25 protein-coding genes are annotated in these 24,326 nt (G+C 67.0%); 16 read left to right on the top strand and 9 right to left on the bottom strand.

All coding sequences use genetic code 11. The features are described from left to right. From HMJ39_RS17200 to HMJ39_RS17185, 4 genes are all read right to left on the bottom strand, one after another. Positions 1-993: a calcium/sodium antiporter gene (locus tag HMJ39_RS17200; RefSeq protein ID WP_194298235.1), complete on the bottom strand. Its 993-nt coding sequence runs from the start codon at positions 991-993 to the stop codon at positions 1-3. A 96-nt stretch (positions 994-1,089) separates the two neighbouring features. Continuing rightward, complete coding sequence (rsmD, locus tag HMJ39_RS17195; protein WP_194298234.1) at positions 1,090-1,677, bottom strand: 16S rRNA (guanine(966)-N(2))-methyltransferase RsmD; 588 nt, start codon at positions 1,675-1,677, stop codon at positions 1,090-1,092. Beyond that, on the bottom strand, positions 1,652-3,067 hold the full coding sequence (locus tag HMJ39_RS17190; protein WP_228462441.1) for a M16 family metallopeptidase: 1,416 nt from the start codon (positions 3,065-3,067) through the stop codon (positions 1,652-1,654). Before HMJ39_RS17190 ends, rsmD begins: the two co-directional genes overlap by 26 nt. Further along, positions 3,064-4,386, bottom strand: a complete 1,323-nt coding sequence (locus HMJ39_RS17185) for a M16 family metallopeptidase (RefSeq protein ID WP_194298233.1) — start codon at positions 4,384-4,386, stop codon at positions 3,064-3,066. The genes HMJ39_RS17190 and HMJ39_RS17185 overlap by 4 nt, the downstream gene beginning before the upstream one ends. Positions 4,387-4,578: 192 nt before the next feature. On the opposite strand from HMJ39_RS17185, the gene ftsY reads away from it, so the two are divergent. From ftsY to trmB, 8 genes are all read left to right on the top strand, one after another. Further along, entirely contained in the window at positions 4,579-5,760 is a 1,182-nt protein-coding gene (gene ftsY, locus HMJ39_RS17180; RefSeq protein ID WP_194298232.1) for a signal recognition particle-docking protein FtsY, read from the top strand. A gap of 17 nt (positions 5,761-5,777) precedes the next feature. Continuing rightward, the gene (ftsE, locus tag HMJ39_RS17175; protein WP_161382534.1) at positions 5,778-6,509 is read left to right on the top strand and encodes a cell division ATP-binding protein FtsE; all 732 of its coding nucleotides are present in this window, start codon (positions 5,778-5,780) and stop codon (positions 6,507-6,509) included. Next, positions 6,499-7,479, top strand: coding sequence for a permease-like cell division protein FtsX (gene ftsX, locus HMJ39_RS17170; protein WP_194298231.1), 981 nt, complete (start codon positions 6,499-6,501; stop codon positions 7,477-7,479). The genes ftsE and ftsX overlap by 11 nt, the downstream gene beginning before the upstream one ends. Positions 7,480-7,722: 243 nt before the next feature. Next, positions 7,723-8,589, top strand: coding sequence for an RNA polymerase sigma factor RpoH (gene rpoH / locus HMJ39_RS17165; protein ID WP_161382536.1), 867 nt, complete (start codon positions 7,723-7,725; stop codon positions 8,587-8,589). Positions 8,590-8,731: 142 nt separating this feature from the next. After that, positions 8,732-9,100 (top strand): DUF423 domain-containing protein, encoded by a 369-nt coding sequence (locus HMJ39_RS17160; protein WP_161382537.1) that lies wholly within the window; start codon positions 8,732-8,734, stop codon positions 9,098-9,100. Between the two features lie 30 nt (positions 9,101-9,130). Further along, on the top strand, positions 9,131-9,331 hold the full coding sequence (gene thiS, locus HMJ39_RS17155) for a sulfur carrier protein ThiS (RefSeq protein WP_194298230.1): 201 nt from the start codon (positions 9,131-9,133) through the stop codon (positions 9,329-9,331). Positions 9,332-9,504: 173 nt separating this feature from the next. Then, positions 9,505-10,290 carry a thiazole synthase gene (locus HMJ39_RS17150; RefSeq protein ID WP_194298229.1) on the top strand — a complete coding sequence of 262 codons (786 nt, stop codon included), beginning with the start codon at positions 9,505-9,507 and terminating at the stop codon, positions 10,288-10,290. Between the two features lie 6 nt (positions 10,291-10,296). After that, the gene (gene trmB, locus HMJ39_RS17145) at positions 10,297-11,013 is read left to right on the top strand and encodes a tRNA (guanosine(46)-N7)-methyltransferase TrmB (RefSeq protein ID WP_194298228.1); all 717 of its coding nucleotides are present in this window, start codon (positions 10,297-10,299) and stop codon (positions 11,011-11,013) included. On the opposite strand, the gene HMJ39_RS17140 is transcribed toward trmB, so the two are convergent. Further along, positions 11,010-11,609: an outer membrane beta-barrel protein gene (locus HMJ39_RS17140; RefSeq protein WP_194298227.1), complete on the bottom strand. Its 600-nt coding sequence runs from the start codon at positions 11,607-11,609 to the stop codon at positions 11,010-11,012. The two genes, trmB and HMJ39_RS17140, sit on opposite strands and share 4 nt — an antisense overlap. 162 nt (positions 11,610-11,771) lie before the next feature. Between HMJ39_RS17140 and HMJ39_RS17135 the strand changes: the two genes are divergently transcribed. Beyond that, entirely contained in the window at positions 11,772-12,365 is a 594-nt protein-coding gene (locus tag HMJ39_RS17135; RefSeq protein WP_194298226.1) for an exopolysaccharide biosynthesis protein, read from the top strand. Between the two features lie 14 nt (positions 12,366-12,379). On the opposite strand, the gene HMJ39_RS17130 is transcribed toward HMJ39_RS17135, so the two are convergent. After that, on the bottom strand, positions 12,380-13,714 hold the full coding sequence (locus tag HMJ39_RS17130; RefSeq protein WP_194298225.1) for an MFS transporter: 1,335 nt from the start codon (positions 13,712-13,714) through the stop codon (positions 12,380-12,382). Between the two features lie 102 nt (positions 13,715-13,816). On the opposite strand from HMJ39_RS17130, the gene HMJ39_RS17125 reads away from it, so the two are divergent. Next, the gene (locus tag HMJ39_RS17125) at positions 13,817-14,332 is read left to right on the top strand and encodes a hypothetical protein (RefSeq protein ID WP_194298224.1); all 516 of its coding nucleotides are present in this window, start codon (positions 13,817-13,819) and stop codon (positions 14,330-14,332) included. Positions 14,333-14,382: 50 nt separating this feature from the next. Here HMJ39_RS17125 and HMJ39_RS17120 read toward each other — a convergent pair whose 3' ends face one another. Next, the gene (locus HMJ39_RS17120; protein WP_194298223.1) at positions 14,383-14,955 is read right to left on the bottom strand and encodes a type 1 glutamine amidotransferase domain-containing protein; all 573 of its coding nucleotides are present in this window, start codon (positions 14,953-14,955) and stop codon (positions 14,383-14,385) included. A gap of 175 nt (positions 14,956-15,130) precedes the next feature. On the opposite strand from HMJ39_RS17120, the gene metX reads away from it, so the two are divergent. From metX to HMJ39_RS17090, 6 genes are all read left to right on the top strand, one after another. Beyond that, positions 15,131-16,285, top strand: a complete 1,155-nt coding sequence (metX, locus tag HMJ39_RS17115) for a homoserine O-succinyltransferase MetX (RefSeq protein WP_194298222.1) — start codon at positions 15,131-15,133, stop codon at positions 16,283-16,285. Beyond that, positions 16,278-16,874, top strand: a complete 597-nt coding sequence (gene metW / locus HMJ39_RS17110; RefSeq protein WP_161382547.1) for a methionine biosynthesis protein MetW — start codon at positions 16,278-16,280, stop codon at positions 16,872-16,874. The genes metX and metW overlap by 8 nt, the downstream gene beginning before the upstream one ends. Positions 16,875-16,888: 14 nt before the next feature. Next, positions 16,889-17,488, top strand: coding sequence for an RdgB/HAM1 family non-canonical purine NTP pyrophosphatase (rdgB, locus tag HMJ39_RS17105; protein ID WP_161382548.1), 600 nt, complete (start codon positions 16,889-16,891; stop codon positions 17,486-17,488). A 23-nt stretch (positions 17,489-17,511) separates the two neighbouring features. After that, positions 17,512-18,657 (top strand): radical SAM family heme chaperone HemW, encoded by a 1,146-nt coding sequence (hemW, locus tag HMJ39_RS17100; protein WP_194298221.1) that lies wholly within the window; start codon positions 17,512-17,514, stop codon positions 18,655-18,657. Between the two features lie 193 nt (positions 18,658-18,850). Beyond that, entirely contained in the window at positions 18,851-19,999 is a 1,149-nt protein-coding gene (locus tag HMJ39_RS17095) for an efflux RND transporter periplasmic adaptor subunit (RefSeq protein ID WP_228462440.1), read from the top strand. Between the two features lie 8 nt (positions 20,000-20,007). Next, positions 20,008-23,091 (top strand): efflux RND transporter permease subunit, encoded by a 3,084-nt coding sequence (locus HMJ39_RS17090; RefSeq protein ID WP_194298220.1) that lies wholly within the window; start codon positions 20,008-20,010, stop codon positions 23,089-23,091. A gap of 189 nt (positions 23,092-23,280) precedes the next feature. Here HMJ39_RS17090 and HMJ39_RS17085 read toward each other — a convergent pair whose 3' ends face one another. After that, the gene (locus HMJ39_RS17085; protein WP_194298219.1) at positions 23,281-23,838 is read right to left on the bottom strand and encodes an outer membrane beta-barrel protein; all 558 of its coding nucleotides are present in this window, start codon (positions 23,836-23,838) and stop codon (positions 23,281-23,283) included. A 7-nt stretch (positions 23,839-23,845) separates the two neighbouring features. After that, the gene (locus HMJ39_RS17080) at positions 23,846-24,211 is read right to left on the bottom strand and encodes a hypothetical protein (protein ID WP_161382552.1); all 366 of its coding nucleotides are present in this window, start codon (positions 24,209-24,211) and stop codon (positions 23,846-23,848) included. Positions 24,212-24,326 lie beyond the last annotated feature (115 nt).

Raw genomic sequence — 24,326 nt, 5'->3', positions numbered from 1 at the left:
TCAGCCGGCGGCGCCCGGGGCCTTGACCAGGGTGGAGATCAGATAGCCGGTGTAGCCCAGGTAGGCGGCCAGCAGAATCGCCCCCTCGACGCGATTGATGCGGCCGGTGCCGGCGCCCCGAAAGCCGTAACCGAACAGGAACAGCGCCACGGTGAGCGCCGCCATCACCACCCAGTCCCGGTACAGCACCGCCGGTTCCGTGGGCACCGGCGTGATGGCGCCGGCGATGCCGACCACCGCCAGGGTGTTGAACAGGTTCGAGCCTAGCACATTGCCCAGCGCCAGATCGTGCTCGTTCTTGCGCACCGCCGCCAGCGCCGAGGCCAGCTCCGGCAGGGAGGTGCCCACCGCCACCACGGTGAGGCCGATGATCAGGTCGCTGACGCCCAGGGATTCGGCGATGAACACCGCCCCCCACACCAGCAGCCGGGAACTGACCACCAGCAATACCAGGCCGGTGACCAGCCAGAACAGCGCCCGGCCCAGCGGCAGGGGCTGGGCCTCCAGCTCGCCTTCCACGCCGCCACCGAGAGGGTCGCCCTTGCCGCTCATGCCCTGATACACGGACCAGCCCATGAGGGCGGCGAACACCGACAACAGCACGGCGGCGTCCAGGCCGCTGACCTGGCCGTCGAGGAGCTGGTAGCCGGACAGCACGGTGATCACCGCCAGCACCGGCAGCTCCCGGCGCAGCACCGTGGAGTGCACGGCGATGGGGCTGATCACCGCGGTGAAGCCCAGGATCAGGGCGATGTTGGTGATGTTGGAGCCGTAGGCGTTGCCCAGGGCCAGGCCGGGGTTGCCGTCCAGGGACGCCAGGGCGGAGACCACCATTTCCGGGGCCGAGGTGCCGAAACCGATCACCAGCATGCCGATCAGCAGGGTCGGCATGCCCGCGTGGCGGGCGGTGGCGGAGGCGCCGTCCACGAACCGGTCGGCGCTCCAGATCAGCAGGATCAACCCGGCGATCACCGCTCCTATGGCAAGACTCAAGATGGACCTCCAAAATCAGTTGAAAGTTACAAGTTGCAAGTTACAAGCGCGGGCACGTCCGCTGCCACCGGCTGGTTGCCGGTCGCGTTTCAACTTTCAACTTGTCGCCGTTGGCTTTCTGTATAGTTCGGCGCGCACATCCCCGCCGTCCTTTTTTCGTATCAGTTCCCAGCCGTCCGGCACCGCCGGGGCGTCCGCCTGGCGGCGGGATTCCACGTAGATCAGGGCATCGTCGGCGAGCAGTCCCAGTTCCTCCAGGGCCGCGCAGGCCGGTTCCGCCAAACCCAGATCATAGGGCGGATCGATGAACACCAGATCAAAGCGTTCGCTGCTGCGCGGCAACCATTTGAGGGCGTCGGCGCATTGCACCCGGACCCGCTCGCCGAACAGCGGTGCCAGTTGCCGGCTCAGGTCGGCGCAGCGCTCGCGCTTGCGCTCCACCAGCACCGCGTGGGCGGCGCCCCGGCTAAGCGCCTCGGCGCCCAGGGCCCCGGAGCCGGCGAACAGATCCAGCACCCGGGCGCCGGGCACGTCCGCCTGCAGCCAGTTGAACAGGGTTTCCCGCATGCGGTCCGAGGACGGCCGCAGGTCACCGCGCTGGTCGACGAAGTTCAGCCGGTGGCCGCGCCGCTCGCCGCCGATGATCCGAATCTGGCCCCTACTGGTCTTGCCCCTGGGTTTCATCCTTGCCGCCTTGTGGCAGGCGCGGCGCCTCCGGGCCGATGCTGACGATGGCCAGCCGGTCGGCGTCGAGGGCACGCTGGAACGCCTCGCGAATGTCCGCCACCGTGACCGCCTTGACCTGCCGGTTGAAGCGCTGGAGATAATCCAGGGGCAGGTCGTAGAAGCCGATGGCGCCAAGCTGGCCGATGATATCGCTGTTGTCGGCGGTTTCCAGTGCCCGGCGGCCAAGAATGTTGGCCTTGGCGTTGTCGAGCTGTTCCTGGGTGGGGCCGTTGGCGATGAAATCGCGCAGCAGCCCCATGGTCACGCCCAGGGCCTGGTCGGCGTTGTCGTTGGCGGTCTGCAGCTGCAGCCGGAAGGGCCCGCCGGCGGCCATGGGCTGGAAGAAACTGGACACGCCGTAGACGTAGCCGTGCTTCTCGCGCACTTCCTGGGTGAGCAGGGAGGCGAAGCCGCCGCCACCGAGGATGTAGTTGCCCACGTACAGGGCCGCGTGGTCCGGATTGCCGCGCCAGGTGGCCTGGCCGCCGATCAGGATGTGGGTCTGGTTGGAGGGGAAGGTAAGGTGCTCAACGACCCGCTCGGCGGCTTTCTTCGCCCGGGGCAGGTCCGGCGCCGGGCCGCCGTCGGGCAGCGCGGCGCTGAGTTCGGCGGCGATGGCTTCCGCCTGCTCGCGGCTGACATCGCCCACCAGGGCGATGACCGTGTTGCCGGCGGCGTAGTAGCGCTCGTGGAAGCGGCGCAGGTCCTCCCGGGTGATGCCGGGCAGGCTTTCCAGGGTGCCGGAATCGGCGTGGCCATAGGGGTGATCGCCGAACACGGCGCGCTGGAAGGCCTTGTCCACCTGGGGCCCGGGCACCTGCTTCTCCATCTTCAGGCCCTGCATGGCGCGGGTGCGCAGGCGGTCCAGGGCGTCCTGGGGGAAAGTGGGCCGGCCCACCACCCGGGCCAGCAGGTCCACGGCGTCGTCCCGCCATTCCGGCTTGGACAGGGTGCGCAGGCTGACCACGCCCATGTCCTGGTAGCTGCCGGTGGAGAAATGGGCGCCCCGGTCCTCGAAGCCACGGGCGATGTCGTCCACGCTCAGCCCCTCGGCGCCCTCGCCGATCAGGGCGCTGGTCAGCGATGCCAGGCCGGGCTGGTCGCCATCGCGGGCGCCGCCGGCGTGCATCACCAGGCGCACATCGAGCATGGGCAGCGCCTCGGAGGGCACGAACAGCACCTTGGCGCCCTGGTCGGTTTGCCAGGACTGGATCGCCAGCTCCGGAGCCGCCGGCTCCGCCTTGCTCACCTTGCCGGCGGTGGTGGGAAAGCTGGCGCAGCCGGCCAGGGCCAGGGCGCAGGCCGCCGCGGCGAGGATCTTCAGGGGGCTCTGGGCGGTCATCATCATTGCTGCTCCTCCGGAATCACATGGGCCACGGCACGGCGCTCGGCCACCAGCCAGTCCCGGGCGGCCCGTTGCACCTGCTCCGGGGTCACCTTCGCCAGGTTCTCATCGAATTGCTCGGCCAGGCGCCAGTCCACGCCCAACACCGACAGACGGCCCAGCTCCATGGCCTGGCCCATCACCGAATCGCGCTGGTAGACCTGGCCGGCCAGCACGCTGGCGCGCACCCGGTCCATCTCTTCCTCGCCCGGCGGTTGCTCGGCGATCTTGCGCACCTCCTGCTCGAAGGCGGCCTCCAGCTCATCCAGGCTGACGCCCGGGTTCGGGGAGGCGGTGAAGGTGAAGGTGCCGTTGCCGCGCTGCAGGCCGTCGTAGCCGGCGCCGGCGCCGGCGGCCAGGCGCTGGCCGCGCACCATGTTGCTTTCCACCCGGGCGCTGAGGCCGCCGTCCAGCACGCCGCCGAGCATGGTCAGGGCGTAGAAGGTGGCCGGGTCCTCGGCGGTGGCCAGGGAGGGCACGTTGTAGAGCATGTAGAGCGCCGGCACCCGCACCGGCAGCCGCAGGGTCATGCGCCGCTCGCCGGCGGGCGGGTTGAGCGTCGGGTCCGGGCGCGGCGGGGTCTCGCCGGCGGGCATGTCGCCGAAGAACTTCTCCACCAGGGGCCGGGCCTCGGCCTCGGTGACGTCGCCGGCGATCACCAGGGTGGCGTTGCCGGGCACGTAAAAGCGCTGGTACCAGCTGCGCGCCTGCTCCGGCTTGAGCTGGGCGAGCTGGTCCCGCCAGCCGATGATCGGGTGGGCGTAGCCGGTGCCGGGCCGCGCCACCGCCTGGAATTTCTCCCAGGCCAGGGCGGTGGGTTTGTCGTCGGTGCGCTGGCGGCGCTCCTCCATCACCACCTGCAGCTCGCGATGGAAGTCCTCGTCCTCGATGCGCAGGTTCTTGAGCCGCTCCGCCTCCAGTTCCAGGGCCAGCGGCAGCCGCGAGGCCTCGTATTGCTGGTAGTAGGCGGTGAAGTCGTAGCTGGTGAAGGCGTTGACGTCGCCGCCGAAGCGGGCCGCCAGGCGCGAGAATTCGCCGGGGGCCAGGTGCTTGCTGTTGCGGAACATCATGTGCTCCAGCAAATGGGCCACGCCGGTCTCGAAGGGGGCCTCGTCGATGCTGCCGGCCTTGAACCAGATCATCACGGTGACCACCGGGGCGCGGTGATCCTCGCGCACCAGCACGTCCAGGCCGTTGTCCAGCTGGAATTCATGGGTGGGCAGGTCGGCCCGGGCGGATACCGCCAGGGCGCCCAATGCCAGGGCGATCCACAATGCTTTCATGCGCTTTCCTCTGAGCAGCGAAGGTCAGGGCGTCGTTCCGATGGGTACGACTGGCCGGACCGCCGGAAGTTTCTCGGCCCCGGCGAGGGTACGCCACAAACGCCCGGGGCGGAAACGGAGACGCCGCCGGGCGGGCGGTGGTAGGATACCGGCCGCCTTTGCATCGACCTCACTGGCCAGGAAGACAGCCCCATGAACGACGATTCCCGCGACGACGATCAGCGCGCCGACGAGACCCCGCAGAAAGGCGGTTTCTTCTCGCGCATGTTCAAGCGCAAGCCGGAGGAACCGGGCCAGGAGCAGAGCCAGAGCGAGCCGGCGAAGCCCGCTGATTCGCCCGCCGAACCGCCCGCTCCGCCACAACCGGCGCCTCCGCCCGCCCAGGAAGCACCGCCGGCGCCGCCCCGGGAGGACGCCCCCGCCCCGGCCGCCGAACCGGAAGAAGGCGGCGGCTTCTGGTCGCGCATGAAGCAGGGCATGAGCAAGACCAGCAAGAACCTGGGCAAGGGCCTGGCGGACCTGCTGGTGGGCGCCAAGGAGATCGACGACGAGATCTTCGAGGAAATCGAGACCCAGCTGCTGGTGGCGGACGTGGGCGTGGAAGCCACCGACACCATCATCGGCAACCTCACCGAGCGGGTCGGCCGCCAGGAACTGGTGGACGCCGACGCTCTCTACGAAGCCCTGCAGGAAGAACTGCGCAAGCTGCTGGTGCCGGTGGACCAGCCCCTGGAGATCGACCCGGGCAAGAAACCCTATGTGATCCTGATGGTGGGCGTGAACGGCGTCGGCAAGACCACCACCATCGGCAAGCTGGCCTGCCGCTTCAAGGCGGAGGGCAAGGGCGTGATGCTGGCCGCCGGCGACACCTTCCGCGCCGCCGCCGTGGAGCAATTGCAGGTGTGGGGTGAGCGCAACGACATCCCGGTGGTGGCCCAGCACACCGGCGCCGACTCCGCCAGCGTGGTCTACGACGCCGTCCAGGCGGCCCAGTCCCGGGGCGCCGACGTGCTGATCGCCGACACCGCCGGCCGCCTGCACACCCGCGGCAACCTGATGGAGGAGCTCTCCAAGGTGACCCGGGTGATGAAGAAGCTGTCCCCGGACGCGCCCCACGAGGTGCTGCTGGTGCTGGACGCCGGCACCGGCCAGAACGCCATCAACCAGGCCGAGGAGTTCCGCGATACCGCCGGTGTGACCGGGTTGGTGCTCACCAAGCTCGACGGCACCGCCAAAGGCGGTATCCTGTTCGCTCTGGCCAAACGCACCGGGCTGCCGATCCGCTTCATCGGCGTGGGGGAACGCCTGGAGGATCTGCGCCCGTTCAACGCCGAGGAGTTCGTGCAGGCGTTGTTCGAGGACGTGGCCAAATAACCGACTGACGGGTTCACATGATCAAGTTCGACCGGGTGGGCAAGCGCTACCCGAACGGCAAGGACGCCCTGCGGCAGGTCAGTTTCGAGCTGCCCGCCGGGCAGCTGACCTTCCTGACCGGGCATTCCGGGGCCGGGAAGTCCACCTTGTTGAAGCTGATCATGATGCTGGAGCGGCCCACCCAGGGGCAGGTGTTCGTGGAAGGCCTGAACCTGAACGGCATCGGCAGCCGCCATATCCCCTTCCTGCGCCGCAAGATCGGCATGGTGCACCAGAACCACCAGCTGCTGTTCGACCGCAGCGTGTTCGACAACGTGGCCCTGCCTCTGGTGATCGCCGGCTTCGCCCGCGCCGACATCGGCAAGCGGGTGCGCGCCGCCCTGGACAAGGTCGGCCTGCTGGACAAGGAAAAGCTCAACCCGATCATGCTCTCCGGCGGTGAACAGCAACGCATCGGCATCGCCCGGGCGGTGGTCAACAAACCGCCGCTGCTGCTCGCCGACGAGCCTACCGGCAACCTGGACCCGGCGCTCAGCGCCGAGATCATGGACCTGTTCCACGATTTCGCCCGGGTCGGCGTGGCGGTGCTGATCGCCACCCACGACCTGTCGCTGATCGCCCGCTACCGGCACCGGCTGCTGACCCTGCGCGAGGGCCGGCTGATCCACGACGGCGAGGAAGCCGCCTCCCAGCGCGACCAGGATCTGGCCCTCTACGCCGGGGTCCGGGAGGACCGCCGTGGCCCGTAACCCCCGCCAGCGGCGCCCCGCCGGCGCCCGCAGCACGCGCACCTCCCTGGCCGACCAGTTCACCGCCTGGCGCCACCACCACCGGGATTCCCTGGCCGACGCCCTGGGCCGCATGCGCGCCGCGCCCTCCAGCGCCCTGATGACGGTGCTGGTGATCGCCATCGCCCTGGCCCTGCCCGCCGGGCTGGCGGTGCTGATGGACAACGCCCGGGCCCTCACCAAGGGCTGGGACGGCCAGGCGCACCTGTCCGTGTTCCTGCAACTGGACGTGGACAACGACCGCCAGCGGGCCCTGGCCGAGGAATGGACCGGCTTCGACACGGTGGCGCGCACCGAGGTGATCACCCGGGAGCAGGCCCTGGACGAGTTCAAGACCCTGTCCGGCTTCGGCGACGTGCTCGAGGCCCTGCCGGACAACCCGCTGCCGCCGCTGATCGTGGTCTACCCGGAGGATGTGGCGCCCGGGCAGATCGAGGCCCTGCAGCGACGCCTCAACGGCCTGCCCGAGGTGGACAACGCCCAGCTCGACGTGGCCTGGGTGCGGCGCCTGCACGCCATCATCGAGCTGGGCGACCGCCTGATCAGCGTGCTCACCCTGGGCCTGGCCATCGCCGTGGTGCTGGTGGTGGTGAACACCATCCGCCTGGCCATCGAGAGCCGCCGGGAGGAAATCGTGGTGATCAAGATCGTCGGCGGCACCGACGGTTTCGTGCGCCGCCCCTTCCTCTACAGCGGCTTCTGTTTCGGCTTCGCCGGCGGGCTGCTGGCGCTGATCCTGGTGAGCCTGGCCCTGTGGTGGCTGGGCGGCCCCATCAACGAGCTGCTGCGACTCTACGAGAGCGAGCACTCGCTAACCGGCATGGCCGCGTCCACCGCCCTGGTACTGCCCCTGTTCAGCGGCACCCTGGGCCTGCTGGGCGCCTGGCTGGCGGTGAGCCGCCATCTCGGCGACATCGAACCGCAGTTCTAGGGCCTGTTCACACCGCCGGTTTTTCCTTTCTTTACCCATGAACCCGGGGCTCTTCCCCTAAAGTAGGGAATTCACGGCGGTGGAAGGCGGTCTATATTGACGGATGTCATCACGACGTCACCGCCCACGCCGCAAGCTGTTCGCAGCCGATTGACGGTTTGAATGGCGGGGAACTATTCCGGCTATTAGCACTCATATATGCCGAGTGCTAATATCGGCCCCATCCAATCAGGGAGAAGGGACATGACCACCCAACAACTGCAACAGGCCCAAGCGTTACCGCTGGCGGTGCCGGGCGACGACCTGGATGCCTATATTCGCGCGGTCAACTCGGTGCCGGTGCTCAGCGTCGAGGAAGAGCGACAGCTGGCCGAGCGGTTGTACTTCGAGGACGACCTGGACGCCGCCCGCAACATGGTGCTGGCCCATCTCCGGTTCGTCGTGCACATCGCCCGCAGCTACACCGGCTATGGGCTGCCCCTGGGCGATCTGATCCAGGAAGGCAACGTGGGCCTGATGAAGGCCGTGAAACGCTTCGATCCCAACAAGGGCGTGCGCCTGGTGAGCTTCGCGGTGCACTGGATCAAGGCGGAAATCCACGAGTACGTGATCAAGAACTGGCGCATCGTGAAGGTGGCCACCACCAAGGCCCAGCGCAAGCTGTTCTTCAACCTGCGCGGCCAGAAGAAGCGCCTCGGCCGGCTGACCACCGAGGAAGCCAAGCGGGTCGCCGACGACCTGGGCGTGACCCCGGCCCAGGTGAAGGAAATGGAAGGCCGGCTGGGCGCCTTCGACGCCAGCTTCGACGGCCCCACCAACGACGACGATGACAACACCATCCCGTCGCCGGCCGCTTACCTGCACAGTGACAACAGCGACCCGGCGGATCTGGTCGCCGAGCAAGACCACCAGGAACGCAGCTCCCGCCAGCTGGGTTCCGCCATCCTGACCCTGGACGACCGCAGCCGCGACATTCTTGAACGCCGCTGGCTGGCCGACCAGAAGGCCACGCTCCAGGAGCTGGCCGACGAATACGGCGTGTCCGCGGAGCGGATCCGTCAGCTTGAGAACAACGCGCTGAAGAAACTGCGCAACGCCATCGCCGCCTGACGCGGCGACGGCTTCGCGGAACCCTTTCGCCCCGGCGCCCTCCGCCGGGGCTTTTTTATGGTCTTCCAGGCGGTTGAAGAGCCCCCTCCCAATCCCAATTTCCAGTACAATCGGGTCTCCACGGATCAACACGCCGGTGACCATGAAATATCTGCTTTTCCTGGGCGCCCTGAACGGCGCCCTGGCGGTCACGCTCGGGGCCTTCGGCGCCCACGGGCTGAAGAACCGCGTCGACGCGGCCATGCTCGACATCTGGGCCACGGCCAGCCAGTACCACTTCTACCATGCCCTGGCGATTCTGCTGGTGGGGGTGCTGGCGCGCCAGTTCGGCGCCGGCCTCACCACCGCCGGCTGGATTCTGTTCGCCGGCATGCTGGTGTTCAGCGGCAGCCTCTATGTGCTGGTGCTCAGCGGCCAGAAGTGGCTCGGCGCGGTCACGCCGCTGGGCGGCGTGGCGCTGATCGTCGGCTGGCTGTGGCTGGCCTGGTCGCTGTGGCGCGCCCACGGCTGACACCCACACCCACGGATAGCGAGCACCACCATGACTTCCCTGACCGTCAATGGCGACCCAATGACCCTGGATGGCACCACCGTCGCGGATCTGGTGGCCCAGCTCCAACTGAGCGGCCGCCGGCTGGCGGTGGAGGTGAACCGGGATATCGTGCCCAAGAGCGAGCACGGCCAGCATCGCCTCCACGACGGCGACGTGGTGGAAATCGTGCACGCCATCGGGGGTGGGTAAATCGCGCTTACAGCGCGATTTACGACCGGACAGGACGTCCGGGCCGGGCGTTCAGACCGGCACGGCGCCGCGCCAGGGATGGCGGGCACGGCGCCAAAGAATGGTACGCGGAAGAGCCGCCAGGAATGGCGGAAATCAGCCCGAACCCTGTTTCACCAACGCTGGAAACCACCATGTCCGACCCGCTCCACATCGCAGGCAAGACCTACCAATCCCGGCTGCTGATCGGCACCGGCAAATACAAGGATTTCGAGCAGACCCGCCAGGCCGTGGAGGCCAGCGGCGCGGAGATCGTCACCGTGGCGGTGCGTCGCACCAACCTGGGCCAGGAACCCGGCGAGCCCAACCTGCTCAACTTCGTCACCCCGGACAAGTACACCATCCTGCCCAACACCGCCGGCTGCTTTAACGCCGAGGACGCGGTGCGTACCTGCAAGCTGGCCCGCGAGCTGCTGGACGGCCACAACCTGGTGAAGCTGGAAGTCCTGGGCGACCAGAAGACCCTCTATCCGAACATCGCCCACACCGTGCGCGCCGCCCAACAACTGGTGGACGACGGCTTCGACGTGATGGTCTACACCAACGACGACCCGATCGTCGCCAAGGAGCTGGAAGACATGGGCTGCGTCTCGGTGATGCCCCTGGGCTCGCTGATCGGCTCCGGCCTGGGCGTGCTCAACCCGCACAACCTGCTGCTGATCATGGAAGAGGCCAAGGTGCCGATCCTGGTCGACGCCGGCGTGGGCACCCCCAGCGACGCCACCCTGGCCATGGAACTGGGCTGCGACGGCATCCTGATGAACTCCGCCATCGCCCACGCCCGCGAGCCGGTGCTCATGGCCAGCGCCATGAAGAAGGCCATCGAGGCCGGCCGCGAGGGCTTCCTGGCCGGGCGCATGCCCAAGCGGGTGTTCGCCAACCCGTCCTCCCCCTCCGAAGGCCTGATTTCCCGGGATTGAACCACGATGCTCGATTTTCTCCATCAGGACCGCGACCCGGAAACCGGCAAGGTCATGCGCCGGGTGCGCAGTTTCGTGCTGCGCGAGGGCCGGCTCACCGCCGGGCAGCGCCGCGCCCTGGAAACCCTGTGGCCACGCTTCGGCCTGGAACGGGGCCAGGGCGAGCTGGACCCCACGGCGGTGTTCGGTCGTGACGCGCCCCGGGTGCTGGAAATCGGCTACGGCATGGGCCAATCCCTGGCGGACATGGCCCAGGCGGATCCGCACAAGGACTTCATCGGCATCGAGGTGCACCGGCCCGGCGTGGGCGCCCTGCTGATGGAAATCGAGCAGCGCGGACTCACCAACCTGCGCAGCTACTGCGACGACGCCGTGGACATTCTCAAGCTGTGTATTCCGGACGGCAGCCTGGAGCGGGTGCAGTTGTACTTCCCCGACCCCTGGCACAAGAAGAAGCACCACAAACGCCGCATCGTGCAGCCGGACTGGGTGGCGCTGGTGGGCCGCAAGCTACGCCCCGGCGGCGTGCTGCACATGGCCACGGACTGGGAAAACTACGCGGAATACATGATGGACGTGATGGCCGGCGCCGACGGCTTCGAAAACCGGGCCGGCGCCGGCCGGTTCGCGGACCGGCCGGCCTGGCGCCCGGAAACCAAGTTCGAGCGCCGTGGCGCCGGCCTGGGCCACGGGGTGTGGGACTTGCTGTTCGAACGAACCTAGAAGCGGTATTCAAGACCCACGGCGAGGCTGTCGTATTCGATATCCTCGTCGGCGTCTTCCACTTCAAACTTGTACCGATTGAACGATCCGGTGATGGCGGCCTGCTCACTCAAGAACCAGGCAGCACGCAATCCGTAAAAGAAGTCCCTTGCATCGTCCTTAATCTTCTCCGCGCCCCCCGGGCCACGGATGGTGAAATCCATGTCTACGTCCTGGTTACCCAGGGTGCCACCCACATAGAAGGTTTCAGTGACGGCGAACATTGCATCCACGGCAAGATAGATACCGTCAGCCTCCAACTCCGCCTGCCCCACGGCGAAGCCGTCCGTAATGTCCGTTTCCGCATCACCAAAGCTTCGGTGGCCGAGCCGGAAAGTAATCATGTCGTTCGCGGCCAGCCCAATATAGATATCAGTGCCGATTTCCGCATCCGCGGAGCTCGCCGACAACGGGGAATTCTTGTCGATGAAATCGTCCAGGTTGCTCTGGTCCCGGGCAGCGGCGGCGCCGACCAGGAAACCAACGTCCGCCTGGGCGGTCAGGGGCAGGATGGTCAGGCTGGACACAGCGGCGGCCAATAGAAATTGTTTTTTCACGGGTTCCCTCCGATCTTTATTTTGTTGAATAAGAGCGAGGCACTTTACCTAAAAACGTTATAAAAGGTAAATCCTGATGCCCCTTCCTGGTGCTCGCCGCCCGGATCGGCGAGGCTGGGGCCACCGCCGGCGGCGGTACGCTCACAGCAACGAGGAGGGTCGATGCGCGACTCCCAGCCCGCCCTGGGCCTGACCGACATACTGCGGGAACTGGCGGAGCGGCCGGACGGCGGCCGGATTTCCCTGGTCTCGGTGGTGGATACCATGCAGGGGCGGGGTTTCGGTCCGCTGCTGCTGGCCCCGGCGCTGCTGGTGGTGCTGCCCACCGGGGCGATTCCCGGGGTGCCCACACTGTGCGCCATTCTCATCGTGCTGGTGGCCGGGCAGCTGGTGCTCGGCCTGCGCGCCCCCTGGGTGCCGAGACGGCTGCGCAAGGTGGACTTCGACCAGGACCGTTTCCGCGCCATGGTGGAACGGGCCCGGCCCTGGACCGAGCGGGTGGACCGGCTGCTCAAGCCGCGCCTGCAGGCACTGACCCGCTGGCCGTTCAACCGGGTGGGCGCCCTGGCCTGCCTGTTGCTGGCGGTGGCCATGGTGCCCCTGGAGCTGGTGCCCTTCGCGGCGGCGATCCCGGCGCTGATCATTCTGCTCTATGCCCTGGCCCTGGCCGCGCACGACGGCGCCCTGGCACTGATCAGCGGTACCGGCATGGGCGCGGCCGGGGTGGCGGCGGTGCATTTCTGGCCGATTATCTAGGCCTTCAGTCGCGATCAGACCTCTTTCAGGCGCCAGGACCAGAAAGTACCCAGTGCCCCCATCAACCCCAGGAACACCAGCGCCCACTGGGCGCCGGCCAGGGACACGCCGGTGCTGACGCCGCCCACCGCCAGCAGCAGCACGCCGATGACGGTGTTGCTCACCGCCGTGTAATCGGTGCGCTTGGTGCCGCCGGCCATGTCCACCAGATAGGTCTTGCGACCGATACGCACGCCTGAATGGGCCACGGACAGCACGAAGAAGGCCAGCGGATAGAACCAGGCCAGCCAGGGCTGGTCCGGAGCGAGCAGCGCCACGGCGGCCACCGCCAGGCACACCAGGGCCGCCAGCCCGCCGCCGCGCATCATTACCTGGCGACTGGAGGCGTCGGCCATGTAACCCCAGATCGTGGCGCTAAGCGTGCTGGCCAGGCTGGAAGCCACCAGGAAACCGCCCAGCAGGGCGGCGCCGGGCCCGCGATCCTGAGCCAGCACCACCAGAAAGGGGGAGCCCAGGGCGGAGGCCATGAGCAGTGCCCGGGCGATCACGAAATTCCGGAACGGCGGGTCGGTGACCAGCAGGTTCAGGCTGCCCAGGGCCTCGCGCAGGGCATGGCCTCCGCCGGCGGTCTCGCCCTGGTACTCCTCGACGCTGGCGAACACCGCCGCCGCCAACCACCAGGCCAGCCCGGCGGCCACCAGCAGCAGGGTGTAGAACAGCAACCCGGGCTCGCTGTCCTGGCCGAACAGCACCAGCCCCACCGCCAGGGTGGCCAACCCGGAGAGCGTGGACGCCAGGCCGGTGAGCCGGCCGCGCCGGGACTTGGGAATGCACTTGCCCTGCACGTCCTTCATGGCCACGGAGCAGAACCCGCGCCCCAGGCTGAAAACCACCAGCAGACCGACGATGGCCAGGCCCGCGGCCAACCCTTCCCAGTGCCACACCGCCAGCGCCATGCCCAGCACGCACAGCCCCTGGATCACCGCGCCCAGGGCCCAGAAGCCCTTGCGTACCGGATGGCGGCGCACCCAGGCGCCGATCAGCAGCTGCGGAATCAGCGAACCGGACTCACGGATCGGCACCAGGGCCCCGGCCAGGGCGCCGGGAGCGCCCACCGCGCCGATCAACCAGGCCAGCACGGTCTTGGGGTTGATCAAAAGATCACCGATCTTGGAGAGCACGTTGGCGGCGATGATGCGGAAGAAATTGCCGGGCACCTCCCGGCAGGCCGCCTCGCTGATGTCCTTGCAGGTGCGCGCGTCCTCGTCGTTCGCCACCAGCGCATAAAGGCGGTCCAGCGCCGCCTGATCGCCATCGCGGCGGCCGGTGGCGCTTTCACGTTGGTTCATGGTGTCCCCTTAACGTTTCTTAACCTTCGTTTACCCCTTGTTTACGCGCTGCGGGAGTAGCATCGAAATCAGGAGGTCAGACCACTCAGGGAGAGTAGCACTATGTACAGAGTGTATTATCTCGTCCGCAGTCTCGATCAGGTAAAGGTCGCCTTGAACGGCCTGAAACGCGCCCGGGTCGGCGCCAACCGTGTCCACGTGATGGCCCGCGACAACGGCGAACTGGCCAGCGAGGGCATCCACGCCACCACGCCCTGGGAAGACACCAACATCATGACCACCGGCTTCTATGGCGCCCTGATCGGCGCCGGCATCGGCCTGCTGGTGGGCTGGGCGTTGGCCTCCATCGACCCCTGGGGCGTGCAAATCGGCTTCTTCGGCGTGCTGCTGAGCATCCTGTTCTTTGGTGCCCACGGCGCCTGGGCCGGCGGCATTCGCGGTATTTCCCACAGCAACTACCACCTCAAACCCTACCTCAAGGACATTCGCCGGGGTCGTTATCTGATTCTGGTGGACGTGGATCGCGAGGAGCAGCGGGCGCGGGTGCACCAGGCGCTGGACCGTAGCCTGAACGCCGATCGCCAGGACGACGAGGGGTCCTTCAGCCCCCTGTTCTGAGCGGCGCGCGACACGCGCCCGCCCCGCCTCGGCGGGGCGGGCCGCTCCGGTCAGCCGTGCTGGCCGGCATGGCGCCCTTCGGCCAGTTCTTCTTCCAGCCGTTTGCAGAAGGCGTCCAGGTCCTTGGGCGTGCGGCTGGTGACCAGGCCATTGTCCACCACCACCTCGCTGTCTTCCCAGTGGGCACCGGCGTTCTTCAGGTCCTGGGCCACGGAGGCCACCGAGGTCAGTTTGCGGCCTTCCACCACGCCGGCGTTGATCAGTACCCAGGGCGCGTGGCAGATGGCGGCCACCGGCTTGCCGGTCTCGAAAAAGGCGCGCACGAAATCGAGCGCGGCGTCGTCGGTGCGCAGGGTATCCGGGTTGAACAGGCCGCCGGGCAGCACCAGGGCGTGGTAATCCGCCGCCTTGGCGTCGTCCAGGGTGCGGGTCACCTCGTAGGTGTCGCCCCAGTCGGTTTCCGCCCAGGCACGGATGCCGTCCTTCTTGCCGCTCGGGGCGATCACTTCCACGTCCACGCCGTGGCCGGCCAGGGAGGCCTTGGGCACGGACAGCTCGGATTCCTCGAAACCGTCGGTGGCCAGAATCGCCACCCGTTTGCCGTTCAGCGCTTGGCTGTTCATGACGTACTCCTTTGATCGCGCATGGAAGGCCCCATCCTAGACCCTCCATGGCGGCCCGCCCGGCAACGGCCCTTAAAAAACTGCAAAATAACGCGCGCCCACCGGGCGACGGCGCGCGTTGCACGGCCGGGGGGGGGCCGATAGACTTTGCCCCACCTTTGGATGGTTACCCGAAATGCCCGAATCGATTCCCCAGGACTCCGTTGGCCTGGTACAACCGCAGACCCTGCACGTGGACCAGCCTCTGGAGCTGGAGTGCGGCCGGGTTCTGCCCGCCTATGACCTGGTGTACGAGACCTACGGGACCCTCAACGCGGACGCCTCCAACGCGGTGCTGATCTGCCACGCGCTGTCCGGCCACCACCACGCCGCCGGCTACCACGGCGCCGACGACAAGCGCCCCGGCTGGTGGGAAAACTGCATCGGCCCGGGCAAGCCCATCGACACCAACCGTTTCTTCGTGGTCTGCCCGAACAACCTGGGCGGCTGCCACGGCTCCAGCGGCCCCACCTCCACCAATCCGGAGACCGGCCAGCCTTGGGGCCCGGATTTCCCGATGATGACGGTGAAGGACTGGGTGAAGAGCCAGACCCGCCTGGCGGACGCCCTGGGCATCGCCCAGTGGGCGGCGGTGGTGGGCGGTAGCCTGGGCGGCATGCAGGCCATGCAGTGGGCGATCGACTTCCCCGAGCGGCTGCGCCACGCGGTGGTGATCGCCGGCGCGCCCAAGCTATCGGCGCAGAACATCGCCTTCAACGAGGTGGCCCGCCAGTCGATTCTCACCGACCCCCATTTCCATGGCGGTCGTTATTATCTGCACGACACCTACCCTCGCCAGGGGCTGATCCTGGCCCGCATGGTGGGCCATATCACCTACCTGAGCGACGACGCCATGCGCATGAAGTTCGGTCGCGACCTGCGTTCCGGTCGCTTCCACTTCGGCTTCGACGTGGAGTTCCAGGTGGAATCCTACCTGCGCCACCAGGGCGAGACCTTCTCGCGCAATTTCGACGCCAACACCTACCTGCTGATGACCAAGGCGCTGGACTACTTCGACCCGGCCCGGGAGTACGACCATTCCCTGGAAAAAGCCATGGAACAAACACGCTGCAATTTCCTGGTAATGTCGTTCAATTCCGACTGGCGCTTCGCCCCGGAGCGCAGCCGCGAAATCGTCAACGCCCTGGTCCAGGCGGGCCGCGACGTGAGCTACGCGGAAATCGACACACCCAAGGGCCACGATGCCTTCCTGCTGCCGATTCCCGAATACACCAAACTGTTCGGCGCCTACATGGGCCGCGTGGCCGACGAGGTGACCGCCCATGTCTGAGCGCGACGACCTGCGGTTGATCAGCGACTGGATTCCCCACGGCGCCACGGTGCTGGACCTGGGCTGCGGCGACGGCGCCCTGCTGGCACGGCTGCGTGACGAACGCGCGGTGACCGGCTACGGCCTGGAGATCGACCAGGACAATCTGGCGGCCTGCTTCGAGAAGGGCGTCAACGTGATCGAGCAGGACCTGGACAAGGGCCTGGGCAACTTCCAGAGCGAGCGCTTCGACTACGTGATCATGACCCAGGCCCTGCAGGCGGTGCTGCGCCCGGACGCGATTCTCGACGAGATGCTGCGCGTCGGCCGCGAGGCGATCATTACCTTCCCCAACTTCGGCTACTGGCGCATCCGCGCCTACCTGGGCTTCAAGGGCCGCATGCCGGTGTCCTCGGCGCTGCCCTATGAATGGTACGACACCCCCAACATCCACCTGTGCACGGTGACCGATTTCCAGACCCACTGCCGGCGCAACGACATCCGCATCATCGAGCGGACCGTGGTCAACCGCCGCCACCGCAGCGGCCCCCTGACCCGGCTGTGGCCCAACTTCTTCGGCGAAATCGCCGTCTACCGTGTGACCCGCTGACGCGGAGATAAACCATGAACACTCTGGTGCTGGCCTCCGGCAACCGTAAGAAACTCGACGAGATGCGCGCCATCCTCGAACCGCTGTCCCACCAGGTGGTGCCGCAGAGCGACTATGACGTGCCCGAGGCGGAGGAAACCGGCCTCACCTTCGTGGAGAACGCCATCCTCAAGGCCCGCAATGCCTGCCTGCACACCGGCCTGCCGGCGATCGCCGACGATTCCGGCCTGGAGGTGGACGCCCTGAACGGCGCGCCGGGGATTTTCTCCGCCCGCTTTTCCGGCGCCGACGCCAACGACGCCAAGAACAACAAGCTGCTGATCGAGATGCTCGGCGACCTGCCCGAGGCGCCGCGCACCGCCCGCTACCAGGCCCTGCTGGTGATGATGCGCCACGCCGAGGACCCCACGCCGCTGATCTGCCAGGGCACCTGGGAGGGCGAGATCGTGCTGCAGCCCCGGGGCGAGCACGGCTTTGGCTATGACCCGCACTTCCTGCTGCCGGACCTGGGGCTCACCGCCGCGGAAATGGACCCGGCGGAGAAGAACCGCGTCAGCCACCGAGGGCGGGCCATGGCCGAATTGATCACCCGGCTGAAGGGGGATCGCGGCTGAAGCCGCTCCTACCGCGCCCGCCCATGACCGCCTCCGACGACGCGCTCGGCCTCTATATCCACGTGCCCTGGTGCGTGCGCAAGTGCCCCTATTGCGACTTTAATTCCCACGAACGCGCCGAGATTCCGGAGCAGGCCTACCTGGCGGCGCTGCTCGCCGACCTGGACCGGGACCTGCCCTGGGTAACCGGCCGCTCGGTGGGCACGGTGTTCATCGGCGGCGGCACGCCCAGCCTGATGAGCGCCGCCTTCTACCAGGCGCTGTTCCAGGGCCTCCGTGAGCGCCTGGCGTTCAGCGACGACGCCGAGATTACCCTGGAGGCCAACCCGGGCACCCTGGAGGCGGGCCGCTTCGCCGGCTTCCGCGAGGCGGGCATCAACCGGCTGTCCATCGGCGTGCAGAGTTTCCACGCGGAACATCTGGCCAGGCTGGGCCGCATCCATGGCCCCAACGACGCCCGGGCGGCGGTGGCGGAGGCCCGCGCCGCCGGCTTCGACAACTTCAACCTGGATCTGATGCACGCCCTGCCGGGCCAGACCACCGAGCAGGCGCTGGACGATCTGCGCCAGGCCCTGGCGCTGTCGCCCACCCATCTGAGCTGGTACGAGCTCACCATCGAGCCCAACACCGCCTTCTTCCGGGCGCCGCCGGAGCAACCCGACGGCGACCGCCGGGCGGATACCGAGGAAGCGGGCCTGGCGCTGCTGGCCGATGCCGGCTTCCACCGCTACGAGGTCTCCGCCTTCGCCCGGGACGGCCGCGCCTGCCGGCACAATCTGAATTACTGGCGGTTCGGGGATTACCTCGGCATCGGCGCCGGCGCCCACGGCAAACTGACCCTGCCGGACCGGCGTCTGCGTTACCAGAAGACCCGGCTGCCGGAACACTATCTCGCCGACCCGGCGAGCGCCCGCCGTCAGGAAACCGTCATCGAAGCGCCGCTTGAGGAAGCCCTGATGAACGGGCTGCGTCTGGTGGACGGCGTGCCCTCGAAACGGCTCGCCGAACACAGCGGCTGGTCGCCGCCGGCGTTGCACGCGGCGCTGGCGCCGTTCCGTCAGCGCGGCCTGCTGGTCGACGAAACGGAACGGGTAGCGTGCACGCCCCTGGGGTTCCGTCATCTGGATACCGTGCTCGAACAACTCTTCGCCGCTCTGCCCGATCGCTGACGCAACGTCAAAAATCGCTCCCGGCGGGGCGGCCTGACCGGGTGTTCACACTGCCATTTCAATATCCCATTACCGTGGCGTATGCTCTTCGCTCAGTTTAACGCCACGGATGGCAGGCACGGCGTCGCGCGGGACGCCGCCCTCCACGGGCACAAGAATCAATAACACCGCCGTCTATCAGGGGTTTAGACCGATGAGTAAGCGCATTCTCAGCAAGCGCATGGTGATCATGCTGATCATCCTGGCGATCGTGTTCGGGGCGATCTTCGGCTTCAAGGCGTTTGTCAGCATGAAGATGAACGAATTCTTCGACAACATGCCTCAGCCGGCGGCGGCGGTATCCACCTATGAAGCACGTTCGGACAGCTGGGCCCGGATCCTGGAAGCGGTGGGCACGGTCAACGCGGTGAACGGCGTGGACGTGACCAGCCAGGTGGCCGGCGAGGTGGAAAGAATCCAGTTCGAATCCGGCGACACGGTGAGCAAGGGCGACACCCTGGTGGTGTTGGAATCCGCCGCCGACCGGGCCCAACTGAACGCCCTGGAAGCCACCTCGCGGCTGTCGCGCCAGGAGTTCGATCGCTACCAGCGGCTCTATAAGCAGGGCAGCATTTCCAAGTCCGAGCTGGACAACCGCCGCGCCCAGCGCGACCAGGCCGCCGCCCAGGCCGCCGCCCAGCGCGAGCAGATCAACTACAAGACGGTGCGCGCGCCCTTCGACGGCATCCTCGGCATTCGCCAAGTGGACCTGGGGCAGTTCCTGCAGCCGGGCACCCCGGTGGTGAGCCTGACCCAGCTTGAACCGATCTACGTGGACTTCTCCCTGCCCGAACAGGAGCTCGGCAAGGTGGAGAAGGGCCTCAAGGCCCGGGTGCGGCTGGACGCCTACCCGGAGCAACCGTTCGAGGGCGAGATCACCGCCATCGAGCCGGGCGTCAACGAAGCCACCCGCAACGTGGCCCTGCAGGCCACCTTCGACAATGCCGACGGCAAGCTGCGCCCGGGCATGTTCGCCGACGTGACCATCCAGCTGCCGCAATCCCAGGACGTGGTGGTGGTGCCGCGCACCGCGATCAGCTTCGCCCCCTACGGCAACGCCGTGTTCGTGGTTCAGGACGGCGAACAGAAGAACGAGGACGGCGAGGTCCAGAAGGTGGTCAAGAAACGGTTCGTGAAACTGGGCCGCCGGCGCGGCGATCTGATCGCCGTGGTGGAAGGCCTCAAGGCCGGCGAGGTGGTCGCCACCAGCGGCCTGCTCAAGCTGCGCAACGATGCCACGGTGACTATCGAGAACGATGTGGAGCCATCCGCCGAAGCGACGCCGACGCCGGATAACAGCTGAGGCCGCCCATGAAATTCACGGACATATTCATCAGTAAGCCGGTGCTGGCCATGGTGGTCAGCCTGTTCATCTTTTTGCTCGGGCTGCGCGCCGCCACCGAGCTCAACGTGCGCCAGTATCCGGAAATGGAAAACGCCGTGGTCACCGTGACCACGGTGTACACCGGCGCCGACGCGGACCTGATCCAGGGTTTCATCACCACCCCCCTGGAGCAGGAAATCGCCTCCGCCGAGGGCATCGACTACCTGGTGTCCACGTCCCTGCAGGGCGCCTCCTCGATCCAGGCCTACATCCGCCTGGGCGAGGACCCCAACGAAGCGCTCACGCAGATCGTGGCCAAGGTCAACAAGATGCGCAGCGAGCTGCCGGAGGAGTCCGAGGACCCCACGGTGGAGCTGGCGGTGGGCGAGAGCATCGCCTCCATGTACCTGTCGTTTTCCTCGGAGATTCTCGACAACAACCAGATCACCGACTATCTGGTGCGCGAGGTGCAGCCCAAGCTGGCCACCATCTCCGGCGTGCAGCGCGCGCGCATTCTCGGCGACCGCACCTTCGCCATGCGCGCCTGGCTCAAGCCGCAGCGCATGGCGGCCCTGGGCATCACGCCCTCGGACGTGTACGGCGCGCTGCAGCAGAACAACGTACTGGCCGCCGTGGGCAGCACCAAGGGCACCAACGTGGCCCTGGACCTGAAGGCGGGCACCGACCTGAATTCCGCCGAGGAGTTCGAGCGGCTGATCATCCGCGCCGAGGACAACGCCATCGTGCGCCTGGGCGACGTGGCGGACGTGGAGCTGGGCTCGGAGTCCTATCAGTCCTCGGTGACCTTCAACGGTCGCCAGGCCACCTTCATGGGCATCGAGGTGGGCACCGACGCCAACGCCCTGGACGTCATCGCCGAGGTGCGCCAGGTACTGGAAAACCAGATCTTCCCGCAGCTGCCCGAGGGCATGCAGGGCGACATTCCCTACGACGGCACCGACTACATTCAGGATTCCATCGACGAGGTGGTGAAGACCCTGATCGAGGCGGTGCTGATCGTGATCCTGGTGATCTATCTGTTCCTGGGCTCCCTGCGTTCGGTGCTGATCCCGGCCATCGCCGTGCCCTTGTCCATGGTCGGCGCCCTGTTCCTGATGCTGCTGATGGGTTTCTCCATCAACCTGCTGACCCTGCTGGCCATGGTGCTGGCCATCGGCATCGTGGTGGACGACGCCATCATCGTGCTGGAGAACGTGCACCGACACGTGGAGGAGGGGCTGTCGACCTTCGACGCCGCCATCAAGGGGGCCCGGGAACTGGCCTGGCCGGTGGTGGCGATGACCACCACCCTGGTGGCGGTGTATCTGCCCATCGGCTTCATGGGCGGCCTCACCGGCACCCTGTTCGTGGAGTTCGCCTTCTCCCTGGCCGGCGCCGTGCTGCTCTCCGGCGTGGTGGCGTTGACCCTGTCGCCGATGATGTGCGCCAAGATCCTCAAGGCCCACGACCCCAACCGGGAAGGTCACCGCTTCGAAAGATGGCTCAACCGCCGTTTCGAGAAACTGGAAAAAGGCTACGAACGCCGGCTGCATGGCGCCCTCAACGACCGCCCGGTGGTCTATGTGTTCGGCGTGGTGATCCTGGTGTCCTGTTACTTCCTGTTCGTGACCTCGCCCAGCGAGCTGGAACCCAAGGAAGACCAGGGCTTCGTGCTGGCGTCCTCCACCGCGGACCCGTACGTGACCCTGGATTACCTGGAACCCTTCACCCAGGAGTTCAACAAGATCGCCGACACCATTCCGGCCATCGACAATGTGTTCCTGCTCAACGGCATCGGCGGCGGCGGCTCCACCACCGCCTCCAACACCGCGCTCACCGGCTTCGTGCTGGACAGCTGGAACGAGCGGGACCTGACCACCGACGAGGTGAACAACGAACTGACCCAGAAGGTGAACCAAATCGCCGGGCTGCAGGTGGCCACCTTCGTGCCGCCGTCCCTGCCCACCGCCGGCGGCATGCTGCCGGTGGAGTTCGTGATCGGCACCACCGAGCCGACCCAGAACCTGCAGGAGTTCGCCAACGAGGTGCTGGACAAGGCGCGGGCCAGCAACAAGTTCATCTTCATGGACACCGACCTGAAGATCGACAAGCCCCGCTACAACATCGTCATCGACCGGGAAAAAGCGGCCACCCTGGGCATCACCATGCAGCAGCTGGCCCTGGAAATGGGCGCCATGCTGGCCGGCGGCTACGCCAACCGCTTCTCCCTGGAGAACCGCTCCTACAAGGTGATTCCCCAGGTGCAGCGCTCCGATCGGCTGACGCCGGAGCAGCTCAAGCAGTTCTACGTGCGCACCGGCACCGGTGAGCTGGTGCCCCTGGCCACGGTGGTGAGCCTGGAGGAAACCGTGCAGCCCCAGCAGCTGAAGCGCTTCCAGCAGCTCAACGCGGTGACCATCTCCGGGGTGCAGCGGCCCGGCGTGACCCTGGGCGAAGCCCTGGGCGTGCTGGAAAACGCCGCCGACCAGGTGCTGCCGCCCGGCTACTCGGTGGATTACTCCGGCCAGTCCCGGCAGTTCAAGAACGAAGGCAGCGACCTGATCATCACCTTCTTCTTCGCGCTGATCGTGATCTACCTGGTGCTGGCCGCCCAGTTCGAATCCTGGCGGGACCCGATCATCATGCTGATCACGGTGCCCATGTCCGTGTGCGGCGCCATGATCTTCGTGAGCCTGGGCCTGACCACCCTGAACATCTACACCCAGGTGGGCCTGGTGACCCTGATCGGGGTGATCTCGAAACACGGGATCCTGATCGTGGAGTTCGCCAACAAGATGCAGGACGAGGGCATGAGCAAGCGCCAGGCCATCGAGCACGCCGCCTCCGTGCGGCTGCGGCCGGTTCTGATGACCACCGCCGCCCTGGTGCTGGCCATGGTGCCCCTGCTGATCGCCGCCGGCCCCGGCGGCGGGGCGCGCTTCGCCATCGGCCTGGTGGTGGCCGCGGGCATGACCATCGGCACTTTGTTCACCCTGTTCGTGGTGCCGGCCATGTACATGCTGCTGGGCCGCGACGAAGGCCACGACGACAGCGACCACGCCGCCGCCTGACGGCGAGGGCGGTGCCCCCGCTGGGCACCGCCCTCGCTGTAGGAGCGGCTTCAGCCGCGATTCGGCCTTGATGGAGACGCAAACGTGGGTCGCAAACGTGGGTATCGCGGCTGAAGCCGCTCCTACATAATGAAAAAGCCCCGCTACGTGGCGGGGCTTTTTTGTGTCCGGGCGGTTTGAAGCGCCGGCTCAGAACTTCCAGTAGACCGAGGCGGCGGGGCCCTTGAGGGTCACGTTGTCCTTATCGTAGTAGAACATGTATTCCACGTTCAGCCCGACCCGCTCGTTAACGTCCATGTCCACGCCGGCCCCGTAGGAGGAATCGTAGAATTTCTGATCCTCCTCGCCGAGGTCGGTATCCAGCTTCTCCTTGCCTTCCGTGTAACCGCCCAGCAGGTAGGGCGTGAAGGCGGTGCGGTTGGCCCAGCTGAGCTTGGCGTAAAGGCCGTAGAAATACTCGATGGCGTACTCGCCTTTGACGCCGGGCAAACCGCGCAGGTCTTCCTCGTTCTTGTTGATCGTGGTGCCGGCGCGCATTTCCACGCCGAACCAGTTGTTCACCCGGCCACCGAGCTTGCCAATCAGCTCACCGGTTTCGAAACGGTCGTCCCCGAAGAAGCGGTCGTCCTGTTCGTGGTGGCCGTAACCCAGGGACAGATAGGCGGGAGAGTGCTCGTCCGCGTGCACGGACGACAGCAGGCCCAGGCCGATCAACGGAACGGCCAGGGCGGCGATGTTGGCTTTCATTGTGGTGTCAGTCCTCTTCCTTGGCGCGATTCGCTTCCGCTACCCGCTTGTCCGCCTGCAGACGCTCGTGCTGACGGGGCGTGCAGCCCAGGCAGCGCGCGAAGGCGGTGGCCGCCGGCGTCTTCACCAGGGTGTCCGCCGCTTCCTGCGGGTTGCCGCCGATCAGACTGAACGGCAGGGTGACCGCGTAGACGGCGATGCCCCCAACGGTGCCCACGGTCATGATCGGCCGCACGATCAGGGCGTCGCCGAACATGGCCAGCGCGGACGGACGGGCGCCGTCCAGCTCCATGTCGCGAGCCTGGGCGGGACCGGCAAGCGAAAGCGTCGAGGCGAGAGCGGTGGCCGCGACCAGGCGCAGGGCTCGCTTCATGGTGGTTCCCTCTTGCTTTGAATCGTCGATGTGCTCCGGCACGCCCAGGGCGTCCACCGGGAGCTTGTTAATGTAATACTGCTATTGTCGTTCCTAAGTAATTCTTCTTCCGACA

This window comes from Alloalcanivorax profundimaris, from assembly GCF_015265435.1.
In the GTDB taxonomy this organism is placed as follows: domain Bacteria; phylum Pseudomonadota; class Gammaproteobacteria; order Pseudomonadales; family Alcanivoracaceae; genus Alloalcanivorax; species Alloalcanivorax profundimaris.
The sequence above is the reverse complement of the archived record's forward strand: the minus strand, read 5'-3'. Positions and strand labels throughout refer to the sequence as shown.

What these genes read in the sequence shown, in the direction of transcription:
- HMJ39_RS17080 (WP_161382552.1), bottom strand. Translation starts at nt 24,211, where the DNA reads ATGAAGCGAGCCCTGCGCCTGGTCGCGGCCACCGCTCTCGCCTCGACG.
- ftsE (WP_161382534.1), top strand. Translation starts at nt 5,778, where the DNA reads ATGATCAAGTTCGACCGGGTGGGCAAGCGCTACCCGAACGGCAAGGAC.
- HMJ39_RS17190 (WP_228462441.1), bottom strand. Translation starts at nt 3,067, where the DNA reads ATGATGATGACCGCCCAGAGCCCCCTGAAGATCCTCGCCGCGGCGGCC.
- rsmD (WP_194298234.1), bottom strand. Translation starts at nt 1,677, where the DNA reads ATGAAACCCAGGGGCAAGACCAGTAGGGGCCAGATTCGGATCATCGGC.
- HMJ39_RS17125 (WP_194298224.1), top strand. Translation starts at nt 13,817, where the DNA reads ATGTACAGAGTGTATTATCTCGTCCGCAGTCTCGATCAGGTAAAGGTC.
- HMJ39_RS17120 (WP_194298223.1), bottom strand. Translation starts at nt 14,955, where the DNA reads ATGAACAGCCAAGCGCTGAACGGCAAACGGGTGGCGATTCTGGCCACC.
- HMJ39_RS17150 (WP_194298229.1), top strand. Translation starts at nt 9,505, where the DNA reads ATGTCCGACCCGCTCCACATCGCAGGCAAGACCTACCAATCCCGGCTG.
- ftsY (WP_194298232.1), top strand. Translation starts at nt 4,579, where the DNA reads ATGAACGACGATTCCCGCGACGACGATCAGCGCGCCGACGAGACCCCG.
- HMJ39_RS17095 (WP_228462440.1), top strand. Translation starts at nt 18,851, where the DNA reads ATGAGTAAGCGCATTCTCAGCAAGCGCATGGTGATCATGCTGATCATC.
- HMJ39_RS17135 (WP_194298226.1), top strand. Translation starts at nt 11,772, where the DNA reads ATGCGCGACTCCCAGCCCGCCCTGGGCCTGACCGACATACTGCGGGAA.
- rpoH (WP_161382536.1), top strand. Translation starts at nt 7,723, where the DNA reads ATGACCACCCAACAACTGCAACAGGCCCAAGCGTTACCGCTGGCGGTG.
- HMJ39_RS17185 (WP_194298233.1), bottom strand. Translation starts at nt 4,386, where the DNA reads ATGAAAGCATTGTGGATCGCCCTGGCATTGGGCGCCCTGGCGGTATCC.
- trmB (WP_194298228.1), top strand. Translation starts at nt 10,297, where the DNA reads ATGCTCGATTTTCTCCATCAGGACCGCGACCCGGAAACCGGCAAGGTC.
- HMJ39_RS17160 (WP_161382537.1), top strand. Translation starts at nt 8,732, where the DNA reads ATGAAATATCTGCTTTTCCTGGGCGCCCTGAACGGCGCCCTGGCGGTC.
- HMJ39_RS17130 (WP_194298225.1), bottom strand. Translation starts at nt 13,714, where the DNA reads ATGAACCAACGTGAAAGCGCCACCGGCCGCCGCGATGGCGATCAGGCG.
- HMJ39_RS17085 (WP_194298219.1), bottom strand. Translation starts at nt 23,838, where the DNA reads ATGAAAGCCAACATCGCCGCCCTGGCCGTTCCGTTGATCGGCCTGGGC.
- hemW (WP_194298221.1), top strand. Translation starts at nt 17,512, where the DNA reads ATGACCGCCTCCGACGACGCGCTCGGCCTCTATATCCACGTGCCCTGG.
- rdgB (WP_161382548.1), top strand. Translation starts at nt 16,889, where the DNA reads ATGAACACTCTGGTGCTGGCCTCCGGCAACCGTAAGAAACTCGACGAG.
- metX (WP_194298222.1), top strand. Translation starts at nt 15,131, where the DNA reads ATGCCCGAATCGATTCCCCAGGACTCCGTTGGCCTGGTACAACCGCAG.
- metW (WP_161382547.1), top strand. Translation starts at nt 16,278, where the DNA reads ATGTCTGAGCGCGACGACCTGCGGTTGATCAGCGACTGGATTCCCCAC.
- thiS (WP_194298230.1), top strand. Translation starts at nt 9,131, where the DNA reads ATGACTTCCCTGACCGTCAATGGCGACCCAATGACCCTGGATGGCACC.
- HMJ39_RS17090 (WP_194298220.1), top strand. Translation starts at nt 20,008, where the DNA reads ATGAAATTCACGGACATATTCATCAGTAAGCCGGTGCTGGCCATGGTG.